Below are 22,386 nucleotides of genomic sequence, written 5' to 3' on the forward strand. Positions count from 1 at the left end.
ATGCGCCGTCGACTGGTGATCAGCTACCTGCTGCTGATGGTGCTCGTCCTCATCGCGTTGGAGACGCCGCTGGCCGCCACCATGGCCAGCCGCGAAACCGAACAGGTCCGTGCCGACCGGCTCGCCGACGCCACCCGGTTCGCCTCACTGGCCGGGCCGGCGTTGCGCGACGGTGAACCGGGCCCGATCGAGTCGGAGCTGAGCAGCTACGACAACCTGTACGGGATCGGCGCCGCGATCGTCGACCGGGACCGGAGCACCCCGGTCGCGTCGCCGCGTTGGCAGCCCGGCCCGGGGACCGCGGCGGTTCTGGACATCGCGCTGTCCGGGCAGCAGACCAGCGCCCCGGAGTCGGTCTGGCCGTGGACCACCGGCCCGGTGGTGGTGGCGGTGCCGATCAACGACGGTGGTGAGGTGCTCGGCGCGGTGGTGATCGTGACCCCTGCCGCCCCGATCCGCCGGGCGGTCGTCGCGTGGTGGCTGCTGCTCGCCCTGGCCGGTCTGCTCGCGGTGCTGGCCTGCGTGCTCACCGCGTTCGGGCTGGCCGGTTGGGTGCTGCGCCCGGTCACCGAGCTGGACGCGGTCACCCACGAGATCGCCGAGGGCGACCGGGGCGCTCGGGTGCAGCACCGGCTGGGCCCGCCGGAGCTACGTCGCCTCGCGGCCAGCTTCAACCACATGGCCGACGTGGTCTCCGACGTGATGGACCGGCAGCGCGCCTTCGTCGCACATGCCAGCCACCAACTGCGTAACCCGCTCACCGCACTGCGGCTGCGGGTGGAGGAGCTGGGTCCCAGCCTCACCGACCCGGAGGGTCGATCCGAGCACCGGCTGGCGTTGGAGGAGACCGACCGGCTGGCGTTGGTGCTCGACGCGCTGCTCACCCTTGCCCGAGCCGAACGGGAGGAGAACGAGCGGGTCACCGTGGACGCCGCCGCGGTGGCCGCGTCCCGGGTGGCCGCGTGGGCGCCGCTGGCCCGGCACCGTTCGGTCGCGTTGCGGCTGGCCACGACCGACGCCCCGGCGTACGCGCAGACGGTGCCGACCGCCGTCGACCAGGCGCTGGACGCGCTGATCGACAACGCGGTGAAGTTCAGCGGGGCCGGCGGCGCGGTGACGGTGACCGTGGCGCGCCGCGACGACGGGGTGGCCCTGGAGGTGCGCGACTCCGGCCCGGGCATGACCGAGAGTCAGCTCGGCCAGGCGACCGAACGGTTCTGGCGGGCGCCGGACGCGCAGAACGTGGACGGCGCGGGGCTCGGCCTGACCATCGCCGCCGTGCTGGTGGACGCGTCCGACGGGCGGCTCACCATGCGCCCGGGGGAGTCGCGCGGGCTGATCGCCGCCCTCTGGTTTCCCGCGCCGGAGCCCGACCCGTCGGCGGAGCCGATGGACGACGAACTGGCCGCCGACCTGAGGTCCGCCCCGGCGCGGTAGCGCCCGGCCGTCAGGGCTTCGCCGCGCGGTACCAGGCGGCGGCCCCGGGGTGCAGCGTCAGCGGCGCGGTCACGATCGCCGAGCGAGGGCTCATCCGTCCCGCCGCCGGATGCGCGGCGGCCAGCTCGGCCCGGCGCTCCATCAGCAACCGGGTCACCTCCCGGACCAGCCGCTCCGGCAGGTTGGCCCGGACGATCAGGTAGTTGGGGTCGGCCACCGTGGTCACCGCGTCCACCCCGTAGACCGAGCGCGGGATGTCCCGGGAGACGTAGACCTGGCCGTAGCGGGAGCGCAGTGGCTCGGTCCATTCGCTGAGGTCCACGATCCGGGTGGCGCTGCGCCAGGCCAACTCCTCGATGCCCCGCACCGGCAGGCCCCCGGAGAAGAAGAACGCGTCGATCCGCCCCGAGCGCAGCGCGGTCACCGAGTCGTCCAGCCCGAGCCGCTCGCGACGCACCTCGTCGCCGCCGAGGTTGGCCACCTCCAGCAGCCGGGTCGCGGTGATCTCGGTGCCCGATCCGGCCGCGCCGACGGAGACCCGCCGGCCCCGCAGGTCGGCGACCGTGCGGACCGGACCGCCGCCCGTGGTGACCAGGTGCAGCTGATCGTCGTACACCCGGGCGACGGCCTCGACCGAAGGGCTTCCCGCCGTGTTGGTCGGCAGCACGTCGGCCTGGGTGAAGCCCAGCTCGGCCCCACCGGACTCGACCAGTTGGACGTTCTCCGCCGAGGCGGCGGTGATCACCACGCTGGCCTGGACGTCGGGCAGTTCCCGGTTGAGGATGGCCGCCAGGGACTGCCCGAACGCGTAGTAGACGGCGGTGGGGCTGCCGGTGGCGATCCGGATCGACGTCGGCTCGGGCGGGGCGTCCTGGCAGCCGGCGGTGCTCAGGGTCGCGGTCAGCAGCACCGTCAACAGGGCAGCCGTCCCCGCGCGGTGGCGGCCGGGCCGGCTGGACGAGGTACGACTCACGCGGTGCACTGTGCGCCGTCAGGCCGGTGCGCGCAAGCTCCTTCGAGGTGGTGTGCCGGGCGGATGCGGCCCGGGCACCGATCAGCAGGCGGGGCGACGGGCCGGCGGCACGCTCACGCCCCGAGCCGACAACACGGCCGTGCCGTGCGTCGCCGTCGCCCCGTGCGCTGCCGCGCGGGCCGGCTCCAGCGCCGCGCTGCTCAGGATCCGCGCCCGGTCCGGGCCGTCGGCCACGCTGACCAGGAAGCAGCCGGTGCCCGGGTGGAGCCGGGCCGGCACGTCGAGCACGGCAGCGCCCCGAATCAGTACCGCGGCCAGCTCCCGGTCGGTGAGCCGCACGCCGAGGATGTGTCGGCGGACGTGCCGTCCGGCCGCCAGCAGCGCCGAGCGCCAGGCCGCCGCCGCGAGGCGGGACACCAACCGTCGGCGCGCCGGCGAGGCACCGGGCAGCGGTCCGCCGAGCAGTTCGCGCCGCCCCTGCCACCAGCCCGCGTCCAACATCCGGGCGTACGCGCCGTGGTGCTCCTGGGGCACCCAGAGCCGGTGCAGTTCGTAGCGGCGGCGCAGGCCGCCGACGGCCACCTCGTGCGTGACCGGGATGTCCAGCCGGGCGAGCAACTGCCGCATCCGTTGGGCGGCGTCCTCCCGGTTGAACTCGACCCCGGGTGCGTGCGCCGGGCGTGCCGCGCTCGGCCGGGCGGCGGTCGGTGGCGGTGTGCAGCGCAGCAGGCAGGCGGCCTCGAACGCGTCGCCCAGCGTCAGCCAGTCCAGCGGGGGCGGCGGCGTCGGGGAGCGGGGCCGGTCGAGCAGGGCGGGTTCGCGGGTCAACGAAGGCTCCCTTGTCGGAGTCTGGGTTCCCCTACCGTGGCCCCTGCGTCGCCGTTACGGAACTGGTCCGGCCCAGCCTTGAGCAAAAATTGCGGCTGCCCTGCCACTACAGGTCGGTGACCACCAGGTCCACCTGCCGTGTCCGGCCGGGCGCGGTGGCCTGCTCCTCGACGGTGTGCTTCAACTCCCGCAGCGTGCCGACCAACTCCGCGGCGGTGCGCGGTCGGGCACCGGCGAGGAGCAGGTCACGGACCAGCCGCCCCTTTGTCGCCTTGTTGAAGTGGCTGACCACCGAGCGGACCGGTACGCCGTCGACCTCCCGCTCGTGCAGCACCCGCACGGTGACGGTCCGCTCGGCCAACTCCCCGCGCGGCGTCCAGGTGGCCGCGTACGCGCCGGAGCGCAGGTCCAGCACCAGGCCCCTGCCGGCGGCGGCGTCCATCACCGGTGCCAGCTCCTTGCGCCAGTACGCCGACAACGCCCCGACACCCGGCAGGCGAGCGCCGATCGGGCAGCGGTACGGGGGGATCCGGTCGGCCAGTCGGACCGCGCCCCACAGCCCGGAGCTGATCAGGATCGACCGGCGGGCCGTGCGTTGCGCCGCAGCGGGCAGTGAGGCGAACTCCAGCGCCTCGTAGAGCACCCCGGTGTAGAGCCGCTCGGCCGGCGCGGTGGCGGCCTCCCGCAGGCGGGCGTTGCGGCGCAGTTCGCCCCGCTGGCCCTCGCTGAGGCCGAGCGCCGCCCGTGCCTCCGCCTCGTCCGGTCCGGCGCTCAGCGCGGTGAGGGCGTCCAACACCCGCTCGCGGGCCGGGTTCAGCTCGGGCAGCGCGAGCCGGTCCGGGGACCAGCGCCGCCCGGTGCCGGCGTCGGCCTTGCCCTCCGAGGGTGGCAGCAGGATGAGCATCTGGTCTCCTCGACGGGCGGGACGGCGGCCCGGCCAGCGTACGACCCGCCGTTACCGCCAGGGCCGCACCGGGGTGTCGGGGTGGTACACGCGATAGCCGCCGACCTCCCGCACCGGTGCGGCGTCGGCCCGGTCGGTGAGCAGTTTCCGTAGCCGCCGATCCATCGGGGAGTCGACCTCCACCACGTAGCCCGGTCGCTGGGCACTCCCGACCTGCCGCCAGTACGGGCGGTAGCGGTTCTGCCCGGGGGTCAGCTCATTGTCGAGCACCCCGCAGACCACCGTCTCGTCCGTGTTGAAGATCAACCGATTGCAGGTCCAGTAGTCCCCGTACACCTCGTGGGGGCCGTTGGCGCGCAGCGCGGCGGCCAACTCCCGGGCCTGGCGTTCCTCGGTCCGTGACGCCGCGGTGCCGGTGGCCGCGAAGAGCACGGTGATCACCAGCGTGGCCACGGTCAACGCGGTCAACACGGCGGCGGTCACCGCGCCGGTGAGTCGTCCCAGCGCGCTGCGGGTGCCCCGCCAGGCGGTCATCGCCGCCACCCAGAGCGGCCAGAGCACCGCCGGCAGCGACAGTTGCAGCACCGACAGGTACCGGGCGTTGTCCAGTGGGCTGGTCGCGGCGAGCGGGCTGCGGACGTACGACAACAGGGTCAACGCGGCGCCGGCGACCAGCGCGAGCTGCACCACCGGCCCGACCCGCTCTCCGCGCGGCCCGGCGGCGGCGCGGCGGTACGCGAGCACCGCGAGCAACGCGCCGGCCACCAGCAGCACCGGGTACAACACGCCGAACCACTGTTGCCAGCGTCCGCAGCCGTCCACCGGGCAGAGACCGTGCGCCAGCGGCACCCCTTCGAGCAGGCCGCCCCGGACCCGGTCCGACCACGGCGGCAGCGGCCCGGCCTTGGTGCTGACGTCGCGGAACACCGACAGCGAGTCCTCACCGGGCCCAGCCCGCAGGTTGTCGACGATCATCGGCGCCACCCCGACGGCGGCACCCGCCACCAGCAGCAGGCCGGACCAGCCGAGCAGTTCGCGACGCACCGCCCACACCAGGGCGAGCCCGGCCACCGCCAGGTACGGCAGGATCAGCCAGTCCGACCAGACGGCCACCCCGACGAGCAGGCCGAACAGGGCGACCGCGAGCCGTCGGCGGTGGATGGTGCCGGCGGCCAGCCCCACGGTGATCAGCAGCATCAGCAGCACCGCCGGCTTCACCTCGGGTCGGCCACCGACCACGGTGAGCTGGTCGCGGACCACCCGCTCGCCTCCGAGCGCGAGCAGGCCCACGATGAAGGTGGCGAACCAGGGGGCGCAGAGCCGGCGGGTCAGCCGGTAGATGAGATAGAGGAACAACGCGTACAACGCGAGCATCGGCAACCGCAGCACCGGCCAGCTCGGCCCGGCCACCGCCACCAGGGGAGCGGCCAGATAAGACTCCAACATCCCCATGTAGTGCTGGCCGTACAGAAAGACCGGGCGTTCCCGGCCCTGCCCGATGTGCAGAGCGGCGAGGCCGAAGGTCGCCTCGTCGCTGTTCGACACCGGCACCGTGTAGAGCGTCAGGACCAGCCGATACCCGATGCCGGCCAGCCCGAACAGCAGCGCGACGAGCGCCGGCCGGTCGAGTCGTGGGCGCCACCGCCCACGGTGCTGCTCTGGATGTGACACGACCACGCCCCCGTCGTCGTCCCGACGGAGTGTTTCACGTTTGGTGGGGCCGCCGAGGTCGATCGGCTCAGCCGGGGCCGGCTCGCGTGGCCGTGACTGTCGACGTGTGGCAGGGTTGGCGCGTGCCACCCACTCCCGCCGGCCAGCTAGCCGTTCCGAACCTGCATCGGGCTGCACGGATCGAGGACGCCGTCCACCAGCTCGTCCAGCGCCGGCTGCGGCGCACCGGGTGGCGGGTCAACATCGTCGCGTACACCGGCTATGGCGCGCCGGGCTGGGTGCGGGTGATGTGCCGGGTGCTGCTGGGCCGTCCGGACACCCGCCAGCGGGGCCGACTGGACAAGGTCCGCGGCTGGCGCAGCTTCACCACCCTGCCCAACAAGCACGTCACCGTGACCATCGAGGCCGGTGGGGTGCGGCACGAGACGCAGGCCGACCGCAGCGGCTTCGTCGACACGCTGGTCGAGGCTGACCTGCCACCGGGGTGGGGCACGGTCCGCCTCAGCGTCCCGGACGCCGATCCGGTCGACGCGCCGGTGCGCATCCTCGACCCGGAGGTCAAGTTCGGCATCATCTCCGACATCGACGACACCGTGATGGTGACCGCGCTGCCCCGGCCGCTGCTCGCCGCATGGAACACGTTCGTGCTCGACGAGCACGCCCGAGCCGCCGTGCCCGGCATGGCGGTGCTCTACGAGCGGCTGGTCACCTCGCACCCCGGCGCTCCGGTCTTCTACCTCTCCACCGGCGCCTGGAACGTGGCGCCCACCCTGACCCGCTTCCTGTCCCGACACCTCTACCCGGCCGGGCCGCTGCTGCTCACCGACTGGGGCCCGACCGCCGACCGTTGGTTCCGCAGCGGAATGGAACACAAACGGTCCACGCTGGCCCGGCTGTCCCGGGAGTTCCCCGAGGTGCGCTGGCTGCTGGTCGGCGACGACGGCCAGCACGACCAGGAGATCTACCGGGAGTTCGCCGCCGCCCACCCGGAGAACGTCGCCGGGGTGGCGATCCGCCGGCTCTCCCCGACGCAGTCGGTGCTGGCCGGCACCCTGCCGGCCCCGGCCGGTCGCCCGTCGTCGGGGCCGGTGGGGCAGAAGTGGCTCTCCGCGCCGGACGGCGCCGGCCTGTGGCAACTGCTGCGCGACGCCGGCCTGGTCTGACCGTTCCCTAGCCCTGGCGGAGCCAGACCGCACCCAGTGGGGGCACCTGGAGGGGGGCGGAGGCGACCATGCCGTGCCAGGGCACGTCCTCGGCGTGCACCGCGCCCATGTTGCCCACCCCGGACCCGCCGTAGTGGTGGGCGTCGGTGTTGAGCACCTCGGTCCAGGTGCCGCCGGCCGGCAGGCCGATCCGGTAGTCGTGCAGCGGCAGCGCGGAGAAGTTCGCCACGCAGACCAGCGTGGACCCGTCCGGGGCGATCCGGACGAACGACACGGTGTTGTTGGCGACGTCGTCGCCGGCGATCCAGCGGAAGCCGGCCGGTGCGGTGTCCTGTGCCCAGAGCGCCGGGGTGTCCCGGTAGACCCGGTTGAGGTCAGCGACGAGTCGCTGCACTCCGGCTCGGGCCGGGTCGTGCAACAGGTACCAGTCGAGGCCGCGTTCCTCGCTCCACTCCCGGTCGTCGGCCATCTCGCTGCCCATGAAGAGCAGCTGCTTGCCCGGGTGCGCCCACATGTACGCCAGCAGGGCCCGCACGTTCGCCAGCCGCTGCCAGGTGTCGCCGGGCATCTTGCCGGCCAGTGAGCCCTTGCCGTGCACCACCTCGTCGTGGCTGATCGGCAGCACGTAGTTCTCGCTCCAGGCGTACGCCAGGGAGAAGGTGAGCTGGTGGTGGTGGTGCTGGCGGTAGATCGGGTCCTTCGAGGTGTAGAGCAGGGTGTCGTGCATCCAGCCCATGTTCCACTTGAACCCGAAGCCCAGCCCGCCCTCGGCGGTGGAGCGGGTGACACCGGGCCAGGCGGTGGACTCCTCGGCGATCATCACGATGCCGGCGTGGTGCTTGTAGACGGTCGCGTTCACCTCCTGCATGAACGCGATGGCCTCCAGGTTTTCCCGGCCGCCGTACTTGTTGGGGGCCCACTGCCCGTGCTCGCGGGAGTAGTCCAGGTAGAGCATCGAGGCGACGGCGTCCACCCGCAGCCCGTCGACGTGGAACTGGTCGCACCAGTAGAGCGCGTTGGCGACCAGGAAGTTACGCACCTCGCTGCGACCGAAGTCGAACACGTACGTGCCCCAGTCGGGGTGTTCGCCGCGCCGCGGGTCGGAGTGCTCGTAGAGCGGGGTGCCGTCGAAGCGGGCGAGAGCCCATGCGTCCTTGGGGAAGTGCGCGGGCACCCAGTCGAGGATCACGCCGATGCCGGCAGCGTGCAGTTGGTCGACGAGGTAGCGGAAGTCGTCCGGGTTGCCGAACCGGGACGTCGGCGCGAAGTAGCCGGTGACCTGATAGCCCCAGGAACCGCCGAACGGGTGCTCCATCACGGGCAGGAACTCCACGTGCGTGAAGCCCAACTCGGTGACGTACGCGGTGAGCTGCTCGGCCAGCTCGCGGTAGCCCAGGCCGGGCCGCCACGAACCGAGGTGCACCTCGTAGACACTCATCGGCTCCTGGTGCGGCTGCCGCTCGGCCCGCCGGGCCAACCAGTCCGCGTCGGACCACCGGTACGTCGAGTGGTGCACCACCGAGGCGGTGGCCGGCGGCACCTCGGCGTACGCGGCCAGGGGGTCGGCCTTGTCCCGCCACTGCCCGTCGGCGCCGAGGACGCGGTACTTGTAGCGGGCCCCGACCCGGGCGTTGGGGACGAACAGCTCCCACACTCCGCTGGAGCCGAGCGACCGCATGGGCCAGCCGTCGTCGGGCGCCCAGCCGGTGAAGTCGCCGATCACCCGTACTCCGCGGGCGTTGGGTGCCCAGACGCTGAACGCGACGCCCTCGTCGAAGACCCGGGCGCCCAGCGCCTCCCACAGTCGCTCGTGGCGGCCCTCGCGGATCAGGTGCAGGTCCAGCTCGCCGAGGGTCGGCGGGTAGCGGTACGGGTCGTCGTGCGCGGTGCCGTCGACCTCCACCCGGTAGTCGAGCACGGTGCCGTCGACCTGCGCCTCGAAGACGCCGACGTCGTGCACGCGCTTCATCGGGTGCCGCTCGTCGCCGACGAGCAGCACCACGTCACCGGCGCCCCTGCGCATCGTGCGGATCGTCGTCGAGGAGCCGGCGGGGTGCGCGCCGAGCAGCGCGTGCGGGTCGTGCGTCGCGCCGGAGATCAGCTGGTCCATCGGTCGTCCTTCGGGGCGGCGTCGGTCGGTGCCGGGGCGGACCGGCGGGCGGCCGACCGGCGCGGAGGGGTCGGAACGGGGGCCGACCTTCGGGGCGGAGTCGGAACAGGGACGATCGGTGCGGTGCCGCCGGAGAGGTCGTCCGGCACGTCGGCGACGGTGAGGTCCGCCGGCTCGGCGCCCGCCGGCTGCGGCTCGGTCGGCGGGGTCGGGCGGCGCACGGTCAGCACGTGCGCCGGTTGCAGGTACGGGTCGAGCCGGACCGCGTTGCGCTGACCCCAGTCGTAGCTGGTGCCGGTGAGTTCGTCGTGCACGGTGAACCGCTCGTGCCAGTCGAAGCCGAGCGCCGGCATGTCGAGGGTGGTGTTGCCCCACTGCACGGCGCGCGGATCGAACGAGCAGACCACGATGACCGTGTTGCCCGTCTCCGGGTCGTGCTTCGACCAGCAGAGCAGCGCCGGGTTGTCGATCTCGTGGAAGCGCAGGTTGCGGAGCTGGTGCAGGGCCGGGTTGTCCCGGCGTACCCGGTTGAGGGTGGCCAGGAACGGTGCCAGCGAGCGGCCCTGCGCCTCGGCGCCGGCCCAGTCGCGCGGGCGCAGCTCGTACTTCTCGTTGTCCAGGTATTCCTCGGCGCCCGGCCGGGCCACGTGCTCGAACAGCTCGAAGCCCGCGTACAGGCCCCAGGACGGGGAGAGCAGTGCGGCCAGCACCGCCCGGATCTTGAACATCGGCGGGCCGCCGTGCTGCAGCGACTCGTGCAGGATGTCCGGCGTGTTCGGCCAGAAGTTGGGCCGCATGTAGTCGGCCGACGCCACCAGCTCCTCGCAGTACTCCCGCATCTCGGCCGCCGTCGTGCGCCAGGTGAAATAGGTGTACGACTGCGTGAAGCCGATCTTGCCCAGTCCGTGCATGATCGCGGGCCGGGTGAACGCCTCGGCCAGGAACAGCACGTCCGGGTCGACCTTCTTCACCTCGGCGATCAGCCAGTGCCAGAAGTCGAACGGCTTGGTGTGCGGGTTGTCCACCCGGAAGATCCGGATGCCCTCGCCGACCCAGTGCAGCACCACCCGCAGCACCTCGGCCCGGATGCCCTCCGGGTCGTTGTCGAAGTTGACCGGGTAGATGTCCTGGTACTTCTTCGGCGGGTTCTCCGCGTACGCGATGCTGCCGTCGGCCCGGGTGGTGAACCACTCCGGGTGCTCGGTCACCCAGGGGTGGTCCGGCGCGCACTGCAACGCCAGGTCCATCGCCACTTCCAGGCCCTGCGCCGCCGCCGCGCTGATGAAGGCCTTGAAGTCTGCCGGCGTACCCAGATCGGGGTGGATGGTGTCGTGGCCGCCCTCGGCGGCGCCGATCGCCCACGGCGAGCCCACGTCGTCCGGCCCGGCGGTGAGCGCGTTGTTGCGGCCCTTGCGGTTGACCCGGCCGATCGGGTGGATCGGCGGCAGGTAGAGCACGTCGAAGCCCATCGCGGCCACGCCGGGCAGCCGTTCGGTGGCGGTGGCGAAGGTGCCGGAGACGTTGCCCACCGCTCCTTCGGAGCGGGGGAAGAACTCGTACCAGGCCGAGTAGAGCGCTCGCTTGCGGTCCACCCAGAGGGAGTACGTGTCACCGGCGGTGATCATCTCCCGTACCGGGTGCTCCCAGAGCAGGTCGGCCAGGGCCAGCGCCTCCTCGACCCGCTGCGGCAGCGGCAGATCGGTGTCGAGCAGCGCGGTGAGCGCCGCGGCGACCCGGGGCCGGTCGGCGGTCGGGACGAGGACCCGGGCGGCGGAGAGCACCCGGGCACCCTCGGCCAGGTCGTTGGCCAGGTCGGCCGGCCCCTGCCCAGCGGCGATCTTCTTGGTCACCGCGTTCTGCCAGGTCAAGTATGGATCTTGGAACGCCTCGACGGAGAAGGTCCAGGAGCCGACGGCGTCCGGCCGGATGATGGCGTGCCAACGGTCCTGGCCCGGCTCGCCGGGGCGCATCCGGGTGAAGGGGCGTTCAGCGCCGTCCGGGCCAGCCCACACCACGTTGCAGCCCAGTGCGTCGTGCCCCTCCCGGTAGGCGCGCGCCGACACCGGAATCGGCTCGTCGACCACCGCCTTGGCCGGGTATCGCCCGCACGAGACGACGGGGGAGACGTCTTCGATCGGGAACCGTCCAGTCACCCCGCCAACCTACTGCGCGAGATCCGTTCGCGCGCGGCCAAGCACCGGTCCGTCCCTCGCCGCCGGGGTCGCACGCCAGACCCCCGGGCCGGGAGTCAAGATCCGCACACTTTCGGTGAAACTGCTGCTTCAAGGCTCGTCGATGCAGCATCTTCGCCGACGTTGTGTGGATCTTCGCGGTACGGCTGACGTCCAGCGGGGTCAGGGGCGGGCCGGGGGAAGTAAGGGGTCAGCCGGGGAAGTCAGGGGTGGGCCGGGGGGAGGACGCCGAGGGCCATCGCGGTGGTGACGGCGGCGGTGCGGTCGCTGACGTCGAGTTTGTTGAAGGCGCGGAGCAGGTGGGTCTTCACGGTCGCCTCGGTGATGTGCAGGATGCGGCCGATGTCGGCGTTGGTGCGGCCGGTGGCCACCAGGGACAGGACCTGCACTTCGCGGGCCGAGAGGATCGGGGTGGTGGCGGGGCGGGGCGGGTTGCGGACCTGCTCGACGAGGCGGCCGGCGACGGACGGAGTGAGGACTGTCTCGCCGCGGGCGGCAGCGCGGATGGCGGCCGTGAGGTCGGTGCGAGTGGCGTCCTTGAGCAGGTACCCGCAGGCGCCCGCTTCGACGGCGCGCAGGATGTCGGCGTCGGTGTCGTAGGTGGTGAGGACGACGACCCGGGTCTGTGGCAGCGCGGCAAGGATGCGGTCGGTGGCGCCGGGGCCGTCGAGGCCGGGCATCCGCAGGTCCATGAGGATGACGTCGGGGTGGTGGGTGTGGGCGGCGGCGACGGCCTCCTCGCCGGAGCCGGCCTCGCCGACGACGGCCAGGTCGGGTTCGGATTCGAGCATGCCGCGCAGGCCGTCGCGGACGACGGGGTGATCGTCGACCAGCAGGATGCGGATCATGGCGGCTTCGGTGCGGGGCGCGTGGGTCATGAGAGCTCGACCTTGATGGTGGTGCCGGTGCCGGGGCGGCTGTCGACGCGACAGACGCCGCCGGCCTGTTCGACCCGTTGGCGCATGCCGGCGAGCCCGAATCCGGAGACGGCGCCCGGCGCGGGAGCGGTGAAACCGACGCCGTCGTCGACGACCTTCAGCACGACGCCGGTGCCGGTCGTCGTGAGCTGAACGTCGACGGTGGTGGCGTTCGCGTGTTTGCGGATGTTGGTGAGGGCCTCCTGCAGACAGCGCAGCAGCACGACCTGCGACGCGGTCGGGAGGTCGGCAAGACGGGGGTCGAGGTGACAGGCGGTGCGGAGCCCGGTCTGCGACGCGAGCCGGGACAGCTGCCGACGTACGGCGTCGCCGAGGCCGGACGTGTGCAGGTCAGCGGGGCTGAGGGCGGCGACGAGAGCACGGGCCTCGGCGAGGTTCTCGCGGGCGGTGTCCGCGACCTGTGTCAGGCGGTGCTGGACGGTGGCCGGGTCGGTGGTGGTTTCGGCGGCTTGGGCGAGAGTGATGATGCTGGTGAAGCCCTGGGCGAGGGTGTCGTGGATCTCGGCGGCGAGGCGGGCCCGTTCGGTGGCGACGCCAGCCTCGTGGGAGAGGCGGGCGACCTCGGCGCGGCTGGCGGACAACTCGGCGATCATCTCGGCGCGTTCCTCGTTCTGGGCGGTGATGCGGCTGATGGAGGTGCCGGCCACGACGGCGAACACAAGGCCGAGCACGGTGAGGGGCACCAGACCGTGGACCTTCGCCGGAGTGCCGTCGCGGAGCAGGGCGATCGGTATCGGCAGCAGGTCGAGCGCCGCGACGGCGGCGATCGCGGAACGCAACGGCAGCGCCGCGAACAACATCGCCCCCCAGGCGAACAGGGCGAACGATGCGGTGTGGTCGAGCCAGACGGCGGTGAGGTGCAGCAAGCCGAGGACGGTGGCGAAGAGCCATGGGGAGAGCAGCAACCGCCGGTGCGTCGCGTACCAGACGAGGCAGAGCACGAGCAGGATCGAGGCGGCCGGAGCGCTCAGGACGCCGGGGGCCCGGTCGACGAGCATGAAGCCGACGACCGCGCCCACCACGACGACGTAGAGCAGATCCCAGAGGGAGAGCTTCACCGGCGCGACCACCGGAACGTCAGCAGGCTCAGCACCAGGCCGATCACGCACCAGGCGAGCAGCACCAGGGCGGTCCTGCCGGGCTCCCATGAGCCTGCCACCTCCTCTGAAGCGAGGGCGTCGGGCAGGAACACCGAGCGGAATCCCTGCCCCATCCACTTGATGGGGAACAGCGCCGAGACGTTGACCATCGCCGAGGGCAGCGCGGCGATGTGCACGAAGATGCCGGACGTGAACTGCAGGACGAGCACGGGAAGGTTGAGCACCGCCGGCGCGCTGCGGGCCGAGCTGGCCAGGGAACTCGCGGCGATGCCCAGCAGGGTACAGGCGATCACCGACAACATCATCAGCCAGGTGAACGTGACCCAGTGCGAGACATCAGCGGGCAGTGGCAGGTCGAACATCAGCACGCCGACGAGCAGCAGCAACGCGACTTCGAAGACGGCGGCGAAGAAGACCAGGACGATCTTGCCGAGGAAGTAGGCGCCGGCGGTGACCGGCGTACCCCGCAGGCGTTTGAGGGTGCCGTCCCCGCGGTCGACGGCGATGCCGATGCCGATGCTGATGAAGGCCGTCGACAGGATGCCGTAGGCGATCATGCCGGCGGCGAAGACCTGGCTGTGCGTGGTTTCCGAACCGGGCATGACGGGCGTGTCGAAGATCAGGCCGAGCAGGATCGTGAGCAGCGCCGGGAACGCGAACGTGAAGATGAGCGCGTCCTTCTGCCGGATCAGCTGCAGGACCTCGAGGTAGCCCCGGGAGCGGCCGTTCGAAAGAACAGAGGGCATGGTCATGACCGGGCTCCGATCAGGTCGAGATAGACGTCTTCCAGGTTGGGACGACGGACTTGCAGGTCGGTCACGTCCGGGCCGAGCTGCGCGACGACGGTGTTGGGGGAGTCGGTGCGGACCTCGTGCAGGCCGGCGCCGTCGCGCCAGGTGACGGTCGCTTGTGCATGGGCCAGGCCGCCGATGGTGGATGGTGTACCCGCGGCGACGATCCGCCCGCCGAGCATGATCGCCAGCCGGCCGGCCAGGGCAGCGGCCTCGTCGAGATAGTGGGTGGTGAGCAGGATCGTGGTTCCGTCGGCCGCGAGGGAGCGGATCAGAGCCCAGAACTGCCGACGGGCCTCCGGGTCGAACCCCGTGGTCGGTTCGTCGAGGAACACCAGTTCGGGGCGGCCGACGATGCCCAGCGCCACGTCGACGCGGCGCCGCTGCCCCCCGGACAACGACCTGATCCGCGAGTCAGCCTTCTCCGTGAGCCCTACGGCGGAGATGACCTCGTCCGGGTCGCGGGGCGAGGGGTAGTAGCCGGCGAAATGCCGGACGGTCTCGCGGACCGTGAGGTCGGCGGCATCGGTAGCCGTCTGCAGCACGATGCCGATCCGGGACCGCCACCGGCGTCCTGCCGTGCCGGGATCCTCGCCCAGGACCCGAACGTCGCCGCCGTCGCGGCGGCGGTGCCCTTCGAGGATCTCGATGGTGGTGCTCTTACCGGCGCCGTTGGGGCCGAGCAGCGCAAAGACCTCTCCACTGCCGACAGTCATGTCGATTCCGTCGATTGCGGCCGTGCCCCCGTACGTCTTGCGGAGGCCGTGAACTTCAATCGGTGTCATGGGAATCATCAAAGCCGGCACCCCACCCGCCCCGGGACGACCGGAGGACTGACCCCGGCTGTCAACCAGACGACGGACACCACCCGCGGCAATCAGACGTTGCCGAAGGTGATCGAAACCCTGTTCGGGCGGCCGAAATCGCAGGTCGAGTACGGAACTCTGGCGGTCTGCCTCGCACTGTCGGGGGACCGGGCCCGCGCCATGCTGGCGAAGTTCGGCGCGGTTCGCCCGGTGTTCGCCGGAGGCATGACCGAGACATTCATCCATAACTTCACCGAGCGGTTCGGCGACTAGGGATCCAGCATCGATTCTGAAAGCCAAATGATCGCGGCGATCAGGACGAGGCTCGCCCGGTAGAGCGATGCCCGTTTGGCGTATCGGGTGGCCGGGTTGCGCCAATGGTTGAGTCGGTCGAAGCAGCGTTCCACGACGCGCTGATGCGCCGGATCGAGGGCGCGAGTTTCGGCGACCTGCTTGCCCGGTGGTATCCCGGTTGGTTGGTCCTCGGCTAATTGCGTCGGTGGTAGTGGTTGCGGCGGGGGACCTGTTCGGGGTCGAGCCAGGCGGGTGGGATGAACTCCGGGTGGCCGTCGCCCCCGAGGCGGACGACCCAGTCGCTGTGGTGGAGGTGTCGGTGGTGGTGGCCGCAGAGCAGCACAGCGTTGTCGAGGCTGGTCGGGCCGCCGTCGGCCCAGTGGTGGATGTGGTGGGCGTCGCACCAGCGGGGTGGTCGGTCGCAGCCGGGGAAGGCGCAGCCGCGGTCGCGCAGGACCAGCGCGCGGCGTAGCGGGCCGGTGACGAGCCGGCGTTGTCGGCCGACGTCGAGGACCAGGCCGTTGCCGCCGAGCACGGCGGGCAGGATTCTCGCGTCGCAAGCGAGACGGCGGACGGTGTCGGCGCTGAGCTGCCCGCCGGTGTCGAGGGTGCCCCTGGTGAGGTGTTGGCGCAGGACGTCGTAGGTGGTGGTGACGACGAGTTGCGGGCGGTCGCCACCGCTTTCGGGGAGGTCGCCGCCGCTCAGGGCGAGTCGGCAGACGTCGGCGAGGGCGTCGTGGCGGCGTTGCCCGGGTGTGCGGGTGTCGTCGGGCCCGGTGGGCGCGGTGAGTGGGTCGATGGCGGCGCGCAGCAGGGCGGCGGCCTCGATGTCGAGGATGCCGGTGAGGCGTAGTCGGCCGTCGGGTTGCTCGCTGATGGTGACGTGCCGGTCCCGGGCGGCCCGCGATTCCTGCGCCCGCACCGCCGCCTCGGTGGCAGCTTCGGCGACCTCCGGGGCGACGTGGTCCAGGATCCGGGTGCCCAGCTTGCGCAACCCAGCGGCGTCGAACTGCGCCGCCCAGTCGACGAGTACACCGACGGCCTTGTCGGCGGCCTGCGGGCCGGCGGCGGTGTGGACGGTCTCGACCGTCTCGGCGATGACCCGGACCTGCTCCACGTCGACCAACCCACCGGCCAACGCGTCACGCACCCCGGCCGGGCCGGTATCGAGCGTCGCGGCCAGCTCGACGAGGCGGCGGGCGGCGCCGACGCCGAGACGCAGCCGGTCTCGCAACCACACCGCCGTGCAGGACGCGCCCTGCGCGGTGGCGGTGCCTCGACCGTCCAACTCCCTCACGAGGGTCAGCTTGACCGCGACCAGGCGCTGCTCCAGGCGGTGCGTGGCATCCAACGCCGCGACGAGATCAGGCTCGGAAGCGGCCCAGGCGGCCGCGTCGAAACAGGCCGCCACTGCGGCTTCGGCCTGCTCCAACGCATCGATCACCAGCAGAGAATAGAACAGGTGTACGACACTTCTTATGGATCATTCACCCTCAGGTGGGTAGCCTCCGACCCATGATCGAACGGGCGAGAGTTGCGGTTGTCGGGGTCGGTAACAACACCTCGGCACTGGTGCAGGGAATTGCTCTTCACCGCCACACCGGGAGCCTGGTGGGCATCCGCAGGCCGGTGATCGACGGGCTCGGGGTGGGTGACATCGACTTCGTCGCGGCTTTCGCCACCTCGGACGAGAAGATCGGCAGGGACCTCACCGAGGCGATCTTCCTGGCACCCAACAATTTCCCAAAGCTCGACTGCGAACTCCCCCGGGCGAATGTCCCGGTGACCAGGGGGCTTGTCGATGCGACTGGGGTCGACCGGGTGGCGGCGGCGCTGGCCGGGGCGGAGGTGCTGCTCTACTCGGCGCCGAGTGGCCGGCCGCAGACCGCCAAGGCCTACGCGGAAGCCGCCCACCGTGCGGGTGTCGCGTTCATCAACACCACCGCCGACCCGATAGCCCGTGACCCAGAGCTGCTGGGCAGGTTCGAAGCGGCCGGTCTGCCGCTGCTCGGCGACGACCTGGCGAGCCAGTTCGGCACCTCGGTGCTGCACGACGCGCTGCTGCGGTTGCTCGCGGAGCGCGGTCTCACTCTGGTCAGTTCCTACCAGGTCAATCTGGGCGGCACCGAGGACTTCCGCAACCTGGTCGAGAACCCGAATTCCAAGCACCAGTCCAAGCTCAACGCTCTGTCGGGCGCCGACAAGGTGCAGTTGGCTCCGCTCGGTTACCTGTCGCAGCTCAAGTCGCAGAAGGTGGCGCACCTCAATCTCGAAGCGCAGGGTTGGGGCGAGACAGCGGTGAGCCTCGACGTGAAACTGAAGGTGCACGACCCGAGTGGCGCCGCGGGGGTCAACATCGACCTGATTCGGATGGCGGCCAGCGCGCTACGAAACGGGCAGGGTGGAAGGGTTGCCGACGCGATGCCGATGCTCAAGTCTCCGCCGGGGACGGCGATCTGAGGTCGGCCTCGACCGGGCTACGCGGTGAGCAGGCGCCGGATCCGCTCGTACTCGGAGGCCATCTCCGGGGTGCCGAGAAAGTCGTCCAGATCGGCGGAGACCTGGAAGTCGACCTCCTCGACGGAGCGGATGGCGAGCTCGAAGAGCTCTCCGCGCCCGTTCTCCTCCAGGTAGGTGGTCCAGTGCTCAAGCGCGGTGATGACGATCAGGAGCCCCTGGTCCAGGTCGCCGTCGGCGAGGATGCCCGCCTCGATCCGCTCCAGCTCTGCGCGTAGCTCCGTCGCGTCGGCCGTCCGGACGTTCTCGCGGGCGCTGGTCAGCGCCGCCCACCCGTCCTCGTCCAGCTCGTCGTCCGCGACGGTGTCGAGCAGTTCTCCCCGGACCAGCCGGGTGACTGTTTCGAGGCCGAAGACGCGCAGTTGATCCTCGTCAGCCGCGACGACCAACTGGAGGATCGCCGCTTCGAGTTCGTCGTACCGCATCTCGCCCGCCTCCCTCAGCCCGCGCCGAAGCCAGCGCCGGAGCCCGCGCCGACCGAGCGGTACACGTCGAGCGTCTGGCGGGCGATGGCGTCCCAGGAGAAGTGGTCCACGGCGCGTTGCCGACCGGCCAGGCCGAACCGCGCGGTGCGCGTCGGGTCGGCCAGCAGCGCGTTGATCGCCGCCGCCAGGTCGGCGACGAACTTCTCCGGGGCCAGCGGTCGGCCGGACCCGTCGGTGGCCTGCTCGATGGGGACCAGCAAGCCAGTCTCACCGTCGGCCACCACCTCGGGGATGCCGCCGGTCGCGGTCGCCACCACGGCCGTCTCGCAGGCCATCGCCTCCAGGTTGACGATGCCCATCGGCTCGTACACGGACGGGCAGACGAAGACGGTGGCATGGGTGAGCACCTGGATCACCTCGGGCTTGGGCAGCATCTCCGCCACCCAGACCACGCCGGAACGGTTGGCCCGCAGCTCGGCAACCAACTCCTCCACCTCGGCGGCGATGTCCGCGGTGTCCGGGGCGCCGGCGAGCAGCACGAGCTGGGTGTCCGCCGGCAGCTCCCGGGCGGCCCGCAGCAGGTAGGGCAGCCCCTTCTGCCGGGTGATCCTTCCCACGTACACGACGCTGGGCCGGGACGGGTCGATGCCGAGCCGGTCCAGCACGTCGGTGCCGCCGTCCGGGGCGTACTGGATGGTGTCGATGCCGTTGTAGACCACCCGGACCCGGGACGGGTCGATCTGCGGGTAGGCGGTGAGCACGTCGTTGCGCATCCCCCCGCTGACCGCGATCACCGCGTCGGCGGCCTCCATCGCGGTGCGCTCGATCCAGGAGGAGAGCGCGTAGCCGCCGCCGAGCTGCTCGGCCTTCCACGGCCGCAGCGGCTCCAGACTGTGCGCGGTCACCACGTGCGGCACCCCGTGCAGCAGCTTCGCGGTGTGGCCGGCGAGGTTCGCGTACCAGGTGTGGCTGTGCACCACGTCGGTGCCGGCCGCGCCGGCGGCCATCTCCAGATCCACGCCCATCGTGCGCAGCGCGGCGTTCGCGCCGGTCAGGCCGGGCGATTCGGCGTACGCGGTGACGCCCGGCTCGGTGCGCGGCAGACCGAAGCAGTGCACGCGTACGTCGGTGTGGCGGCGCAACTCCCGGGCCAGGTACTCGACGTGCACCCCGGCGCCGCCGTAGACCTCCGGCGGGTACTCACGAGTGAGAAGGTCGACGCGCAGAGGGGTGGGTTCCGTCATGACCTCGCACCCTAGTGCAGAAGAGTCCCCGTACGAGTGGTGAAGTCGGACGCGGGTGGATAGCGTCGGGGCATGGCTGCCAAGGTGCTCGCGATCGTCCTGGCGGGTGGTGAGGGCAAGCGCCTGATGCCACTCACCACAGATCGGGCCAAGCCGGCCGTCCCGTTCGGCGGGATGTACCGCATGGTCGATTTCGTCCTCTCCAACCTGGCCAACGCGGGCTTTCTCAAGATCGTCGTGTTGACCCAGTACAAGTCCCACTCGCTCGACCGGCACATCACCAAGACCTGGCGGATGTCCACGCTGCTCGGCAACTACGTCACCCCGGTCCCCGCCCAGCAGCGTCGCGGTCCCTGGTGGTTCGCCGGCTCGGCCGACGCCATCTACCAGAGCTTCAACCTGATCAACGACGAGCAGCCTGACTACGTGATCGTCTTCGGCGCCGACCACATCTACCGGATGGACCCGCGGCAGATGGTGGACGACCACATCGCCTCCGGCGCCGGGGTGACCGTCGCCGGCATCCGCCAGCCGCTGTCCATGGCCGACCAGTTCGGCGTCATCGAAGTCGGCGAGGACGGCAAGCGCATCCGCGCGTTCCGCGAGAAGCCCACCGACGCCGTCGGCCTCCCGGACGCACCGGACGAGATCTACGCCTCGATGGGTAACTACGTCTTCACCACCAGGGCGCTCTGCGAGGCCGTGGAGCGCGACGCGGAAGACAAGACCAGCAAGCACGACATGGGCGGCAGCATCATCCCGATGTTCGTCGAGCGGGGCGAGGCCAACGTCTACGACTTCCGCGACAACGAGGTGCCGGGCAGCGACGACCGTGACCGCGGCTACTGGCGCGACGTGGGGACGCTCGACTCGTTCTACGACGCGCACATGGATCTGATCAACGTCCACCCCGTGTTCAACCTCTACAACTTCGACTGGCCGATCTACACCGAGCAGCCTCCGTGGCCGCCGGCGAAGTTCGTGCACCAGTGGGGCGAGCGGGTCGGCCGGGCGGTCGGCTCGATGGTCTCCCCGGGGTCGGTGGTCTCCGGGTCGCTGGTGGAAAACTCGATCATCTCGCCGAAGGTGCGGGTGCACTCCTGGGCGCACGTCGAGGGCTCGGTGCTGATGGAGGGTGTGGAGATCGGCCGGCACGCGGTCATCCGGCGGGCCATCCTGGACAAGAACGTGTTCGTCCCGGAGGGCGCCGAGATCGGCGTCGACCTGGAGAAGGACCGGCAGCGCTACACCGTCTCCGACAATGGCATCGTGGTGATCGGCAAGGGCCAGAAGGTCGAGCTGTGACCGTTCCGCACTCCCCGAGGAGGATCCCGCAGTGACCCACCCCCGTGCCGGCCAGCCCGCCGAGCCCGCCGACCTGGTCGACGTGCCGCGCCTGGTGACCGCCTACTACGCCGAGCACCCCGACCCAGCGGACCCGGCGCAGCAGGTTTCCTTCGGCACCTCCGGCCACCGCGGCTCCAGCCTGCGCAACGCGTTCAACTCCGACCACATCCTGGCGGTCACCCAGGCGCTCTGTGACTACCGCCGGGAGCAGGGGCTGGACGGGCCGCTCTTCCTCGCCCGGGACACCCACGCGCTGTCCGCGCCGGCCGCGGTCGACGCGCTGGAGGTGCTCGCCGCCAACGGCGTCACCGTGCTGGTGGACAGCCGCGACGGCTACACCCCGACCCCGGCGCTGTCGCACGCGATCCTCACCCACAACCGGGGGCGTACCAGCGGCCTCGCCGACGGCATCGTGATCACCCCGTCGCACAACCCGCCCGACGACGGCGGCTTCAAGTACAACCCCACCAACGGCGGGCCCGCCGACACCGACGTGACCCGGTGGATCCAGGACCGGGCGAACGCCATCCTCGCCGCCGGGCTCAAGGAGGTCCGCCGGATCACCTACGCGCGGGCTCGGGCCGCCGACACCACCGGGGAGTACGACTTCCTCGCCCACTACGTCGACGACCTGCCGGCCGCGATCGACATCGACGCGATCCGCGTTGCCGGGGTCCGCATCGGCGCGGACCCGCTGGGCGGGGCGAGCGTGGCGTACTGGGGTGAGATCGCCGAGCGGCACCGACTGGACCTGACCGTGGTCAACCCGACGGTCGACCCGACCTGGCGGTTCATGACCCTGGACGGCGACGGCAAGATCCGGATGGACTGCTCCTCGCCCAACGCGATGGCGTCGCTGATCGCCGCTCGCGCCGATTTCCAGATCTCCACCGGCAACGACGCGGACGCCGACCGGCACGGCATCGTCACCCCGGACGCCGGGCTGATGAACCCCAACCACTACCTGGCGGTGGCGATCGGTCACCTGTTCCGTACCCGTAGCGACTGGGGTCCCTCCGCCGCGGTGGGCAAGACCCTGGTCTCCTCCTCGATGATCGACCGGGTCGCCGCCGACCTGGGCCGGCCACTGTTGGAGGTGCCGGTCGGCTTCAAGTGGTTCGTGCCCGGCCTGCTGGACGGGGCGGTCGGCTTCGGCGGCGAGGAGAGCGCCGGAGCATCGTTCCTGCGTCGCGACGGTTCCACCTGGACCACCGACAAGGACGGCCTGCTGCTCTGCCTGCTCGCCGCCGAGATTCTGGCCACCACCGGGCGCAGCCCGAGCGAGCACTGGGCCGAGTTGGCCGAGAAGTTCGGCGCGCCCTCGTACGCCCGGATCGATGCCCCGGCCAGCCGGGAGCAGAAGGCCGTGCTCGCCAAGCTCTCCCCGGAGCAGGTCACCGCGACCGAGCTCGCTGGTGAGCCGATCACCGCGACGCTGACCACCGCCCCCGGCAACGGCGCACCGATCGGCGGCCTCAAGGTCAGCACCGAGTCCGGCTGGTTCGCCGCGAGGCCCTCCGGCACCGAGGACGTCTACAAGATCTACGCAGAGTCCTTCCAGGGCCCCGACCACCTCAAGCAGATCCAGGAAGAAGCCAAAAACCTGGTAGACCAAGCCCTAACGAACCCCTAACCCCAACCCCCCC

The 22,386-nt window shown here is 71.4% G+C and carries 19 protein-coding genes and 1 pseudogene; 6 read left to right on the forward strand and 14 right to left on the reverse strand.

The genetic code is table 11. The features are described 5' to 3' along the window. The gene (locus HNR20_RS24025; protein WP_184183927.1) at positions 1-1,437 is read left to right on the forward strand and encodes a sensor histidine kinase; all 1,437 of its coding nucleotides are present in this window, start codon (positions 1-3) and stop codon (positions 1,435-1,437) included. A 10-nt stretch (positions 1,438-1,447) separates the two neighbouring features. On the opposite strand, the gene HNR20_RS24030 is transcribed toward HNR20_RS24025, so the two are convergent. From HNR20_RS24030 to HNR20_RS24045, 4 genes are all read right to left on the reverse strand, one after another. After that, entirely contained in the window at positions 1,448-2,410 is a 963-nt protein-coding gene (locus HNR20_RS24030) for a TAXI family TRAP transporter solute-binding subunit (RefSeq protein ID WP_229687354.1), read from the reverse strand. An 81-nt stretch (positions 2,411-2,491) separates the two neighbouring features. Beyond that, on the reverse strand, positions 2,492-3,238 hold the full coding sequence (locus tag HNR20_RS24035) for a hypothetical protein (RefSeq protein WP_184183933.1): 747 nt from the start codon (positions 3,236-3,238) through the stop codon (positions 2,492-2,494). Positions 3,239-3,344: 106 nt separating this feature from the next. Beyond that, a complete protein-coding gene (yaaA, locus tag HNR20_RS24040) occupies positions 3,345-4,142 on the reverse strand; it encodes a peroxide stress protein YaaA (RefSeq protein ID WP_184183936.1) in 798 nt (265 codons plus the stop codon). A gap of 51 nt (positions 4,143-4,193) precedes the next feature. Further along, positions 4,194-5,813: a hypothetical protein gene (locus HNR20_RS24045; protein ID WP_184183938.1), complete on the reverse strand. Its 1,620-nt coding sequence runs from the start codon at positions 5,811-5,813 to the stop codon at positions 4,194-4,196. Between the two features lie 122 nt (positions 5,814-5,935). Between HNR20_RS24045 and HNR20_RS24050 the strand changes: the two genes are divergently transcribed. Continuing rightward, positions 5,936-6,976 carry an App1 family protein phosphatidate phosphatase gene (locus HNR20_RS24050; RefSeq protein ID WP_184183941.1) on the forward strand — a complete coding sequence of 347 codons (1,041 nt, stop codon included), beginning with the start codon at positions 5,936-5,938 and terminating at the stop codon, positions 6,974-6,976. 7 nt (positions 6,977-6,983) lie between these two features. Here HNR20_RS24050 and glgB read toward each other — a convergent pair whose 3' ends face one another. From glgB to HNR20_RS24080, 6 genes are all read right to left on the reverse strand, one after another. After that, on the reverse strand, positions 6,984-9,086 hold the full coding sequence (gene glgB, locus HNR20_RS24055; protein WP_184183944.1) for a 1,4-alpha-glucan branching protein GlgB: 2,103 nt from the start codon (positions 9,084-9,086) through the stop codon (positions 6,984-6,986). Continuing rightward, on the reverse strand, positions 9,074-11,239 hold the full coding sequence (locus HNR20_RS24060; RefSeq protein WP_229687353.1) for an alpha-1,4-glucan--maltose-1-phosphate maltosyltransferase: 2,166 nt from the start codon (positions 11,237-11,239) through the stop codon (positions 9,074-9,076). Before HNR20_RS24060 ends, glgB begins: the two co-directional genes overlap by 13 nt. Positions 11,240-11,481: 242 nt before the next feature. Beyond that, entirely contained in the window at positions 11,482-12,126 is a 645-nt protein-coding gene (locus HNR20_RS24065) for a response regulator (protein ID WP_184188892.1), read from the reverse strand. A 26-nt stretch (positions 12,127-12,152) separates the two neighbouring features. Beyond that, the gene (locus HNR20_RS32770) at positions 12,153-13,274 is read right to left on the reverse strand and encodes a sensor histidine kinase (protein WP_184183947.1); all 1,122 of its coding nucleotides are present in this window, start codon (positions 13,272-13,274) and stop codon (positions 12,153-12,155) included. Then, the gene (locus HNR20_RS24075; protein WP_229687352.1) at positions 13,271-14,068 is read right to left on the reverse strand and encodes an ABC transporter permease; all 798 of its coding nucleotides are present in this window, start codon (positions 14,066-14,068) and stop codon (positions 13,271-13,273) included. The genes HNR20_RS32770 and HNR20_RS24075 overlap by 4 nt, the downstream gene beginning before the upstream one ends. After that, on the reverse strand, positions 14,065-14,892 hold the full coding sequence (locus HNR20_RS24080) for an ABC transporter ATP-binding protein (protein WP_184183950.1): 828 nt from the start codon (positions 14,890-14,892) through the stop codon (positions 14,065-14,067). The genes HNR20_RS24075 and HNR20_RS24080 overlap by 4 nt, the downstream gene beginning before the upstream one ends. A gap of 108 nt (positions 14,893-15,000) precedes the next feature. Between HNR20_RS24080 and HNR20_RS24085 the strand changes: the two genes are divergently transcribed. After that, positions 15,001-15,186, forward strand: a complete 186-nt coding sequence (locus HNR20_RS24085; protein ID WP_184183953.1) for a hypothetical protein — start codon at positions 15,001-15,003, stop codon at positions 15,184-15,186. Here the strand turns inward: HNR20_RS24085 and HNR20_RS32945 are convergent. Both HNR20_RS32945 and HNR20_RS24095 read right to left on the reverse strand, forming a co-directional pair. Continuing rightward, positions 15,183-15,401, reverse strand: a pseudogene (locus tag HNR20_RS32945) (hypothetical protein); the annotation flags it as partial. The gene HNR20_RS24085 and the pseudogene HNR20_RS32945 sit on opposite strands and share 4 nt — an antisense overlap. Continuing rightward, the gene (locus tag HNR20_RS24095) at positions 15,401-16,651 is read right to left on the reverse strand and encodes an HNH endonuclease signature motif containing protein (RefSeq protein WP_184183957.1); all 1,251 of its coding nucleotides are present in this window, start codon (positions 16,649-16,651) and stop codon (positions 15,401-15,403) included. The pseudogene HNR20_RS32945 and the gene HNR20_RS24095, both read right to left, overlap by 1 nt. A 71-nt stretch (positions 16,652-16,722) precedes the next feature. Here HNR20_RS24095 and HNR20_RS24100 point away from each other — a divergent pair, with 71 nt between their 5' ends. Then, positions 16,723-17,667, forward strand: coding sequence for an inositol-3-phosphate synthase (locus HNR20_RS24100; protein WP_184183960.1), 945 nt, complete (start codon positions 16,723-16,725; stop codon positions 17,665-17,667). 17 nt (positions 17,668-17,684) lie between these two features. Here HNR20_RS24100 and HNR20_RS24105 read toward each other — a convergent pair whose 3' ends face one another. Both HNR20_RS24105 and glgA read right to left on the reverse strand, forming a co-directional pair. Further along, on the reverse strand, positions 17,685-18,149 hold the full coding sequence (locus tag HNR20_RS24105; protein ID WP_184183963.1) for a hypothetical protein: 465 nt from the start codon (positions 18,147-18,149) through the stop codon (positions 17,685-17,687). Between the two features lie 14 nt (positions 18,150-18,163). Then, positions 18,164-19,393: a glycogen synthase gene (gene glgA / locus HNR20_RS24110; protein WP_229687351.1), complete on the reverse strand. Its 1,230-nt coding sequence runs from the start codon at positions 19,391-19,393 to the stop codon at positions 18,164-18,166. A gap of 72 nt (positions 19,394-19,465) precedes the next feature. Here glgA and glgC point away from each other — a divergent pair, with 72 nt between their 5' ends. Then, positions 19,466-20,698: a glucose-1-phosphate adenylyltransferase gene (glgC, locus tag HNR20_RS24115; RefSeq protein WP_184183966.1), complete on the forward strand. Its 1,233-nt coding sequence runs from the start codon at positions 19,466-19,468 to the stop codon at positions 20,696-20,698. Positions 20,699-20,729: 31 nt separating this feature from the next. After that, the gene (pgm, locus tag HNR20_RS24120; protein WP_184183969.1) at positions 20,730-22,373 is read left to right on the forward strand and encodes a phosphoglucomutase (alpha-D-glucose-1,6-bisphosphate-dependent); all 1,644 of its coding nucleotides are present in this window, start codon (positions 20,730-20,732) and stop codon (positions 22,371-22,373) included. The last annotated feature ends 13 nt before the right edge of the window (positions 22,374-22,386 follow it).

The organism is Micromonospora parathelypteridis (assembly GCF_014201145.1).
Classification (GTDB): domain Bacteria; phylum Actinomycetota; class Actinomycetes; order Mycobacteriales; family Micromonosporaceae; genus Micromonospora; species Micromonospora parathelypteridis.

Coding starts and splice junctions, on each gene's coding strand:
- glgB (WP_184183944.1), bottom strand. CDS start 9,086: ATGGACCAGCTGATCTCCGGCGCGACGCACGACCCGCACGCGCTGCTC.
- HNR20_RS24100 (WP_184183960.1), top strand. CDS start 16,723: ATGATCGAACGGGCGAGAGTTGCGGTTGTCGGGGTCGGTAACAACACC.
- yaaA (WP_184183936.1), bottom strand. CDS start 4,142: ATGCTCATCCTGCTGCCACCCTCGGAGGGCAAGGCCGACGCCGGCACC.
- HNR20_RS24080 (WP_184183950.1), bottom strand. CDS start 14,892: ATGACACCGATTGAAGTTCACGGCCTCCGCAAGACGTACGGGGGCACG.
- HNR20_RS24075 (WP_229687352.1), bottom strand. CDS start 14,068: ATGACCATGCCCTCTGTTCTTTCGAACGGCCGCTCCCGGGGCTACCTC.
- HNR20_RS24025 (WP_184183927.1), top strand. CDS start 1: ATGCGCCGTCGACTGGTGATCAGCTACCTGCTGCTGATGGTGCTCGTC.
- HNR20_RS24065 (WP_184188892.1), bottom strand. CDS start 12,126: ATGATCCGCATCCTGCTGGTCGACGATCACCCCGTCGTCCGCGACGGC.
- HNR20_RS24105 (WP_184183963.1), bottom strand. CDS start 18,149: ATGCGGTACGACGAACTCGAAGCGGCGATCCTCCAGTTGGTCGTCGCG.
- glgC (WP_184183966.1), top strand. CDS start 19,466: ATGGCTGCCAAGGTGCTCGCGATCGTCCTGGCGGGTGGTGAGGGCAAG.
- glgA (WP_229687351.1), bottom strand. CDS start 19,393: ATGACGGAACCCACCCCTCTGCGCGTCGACCTTCTCACTCGTGAGTAC.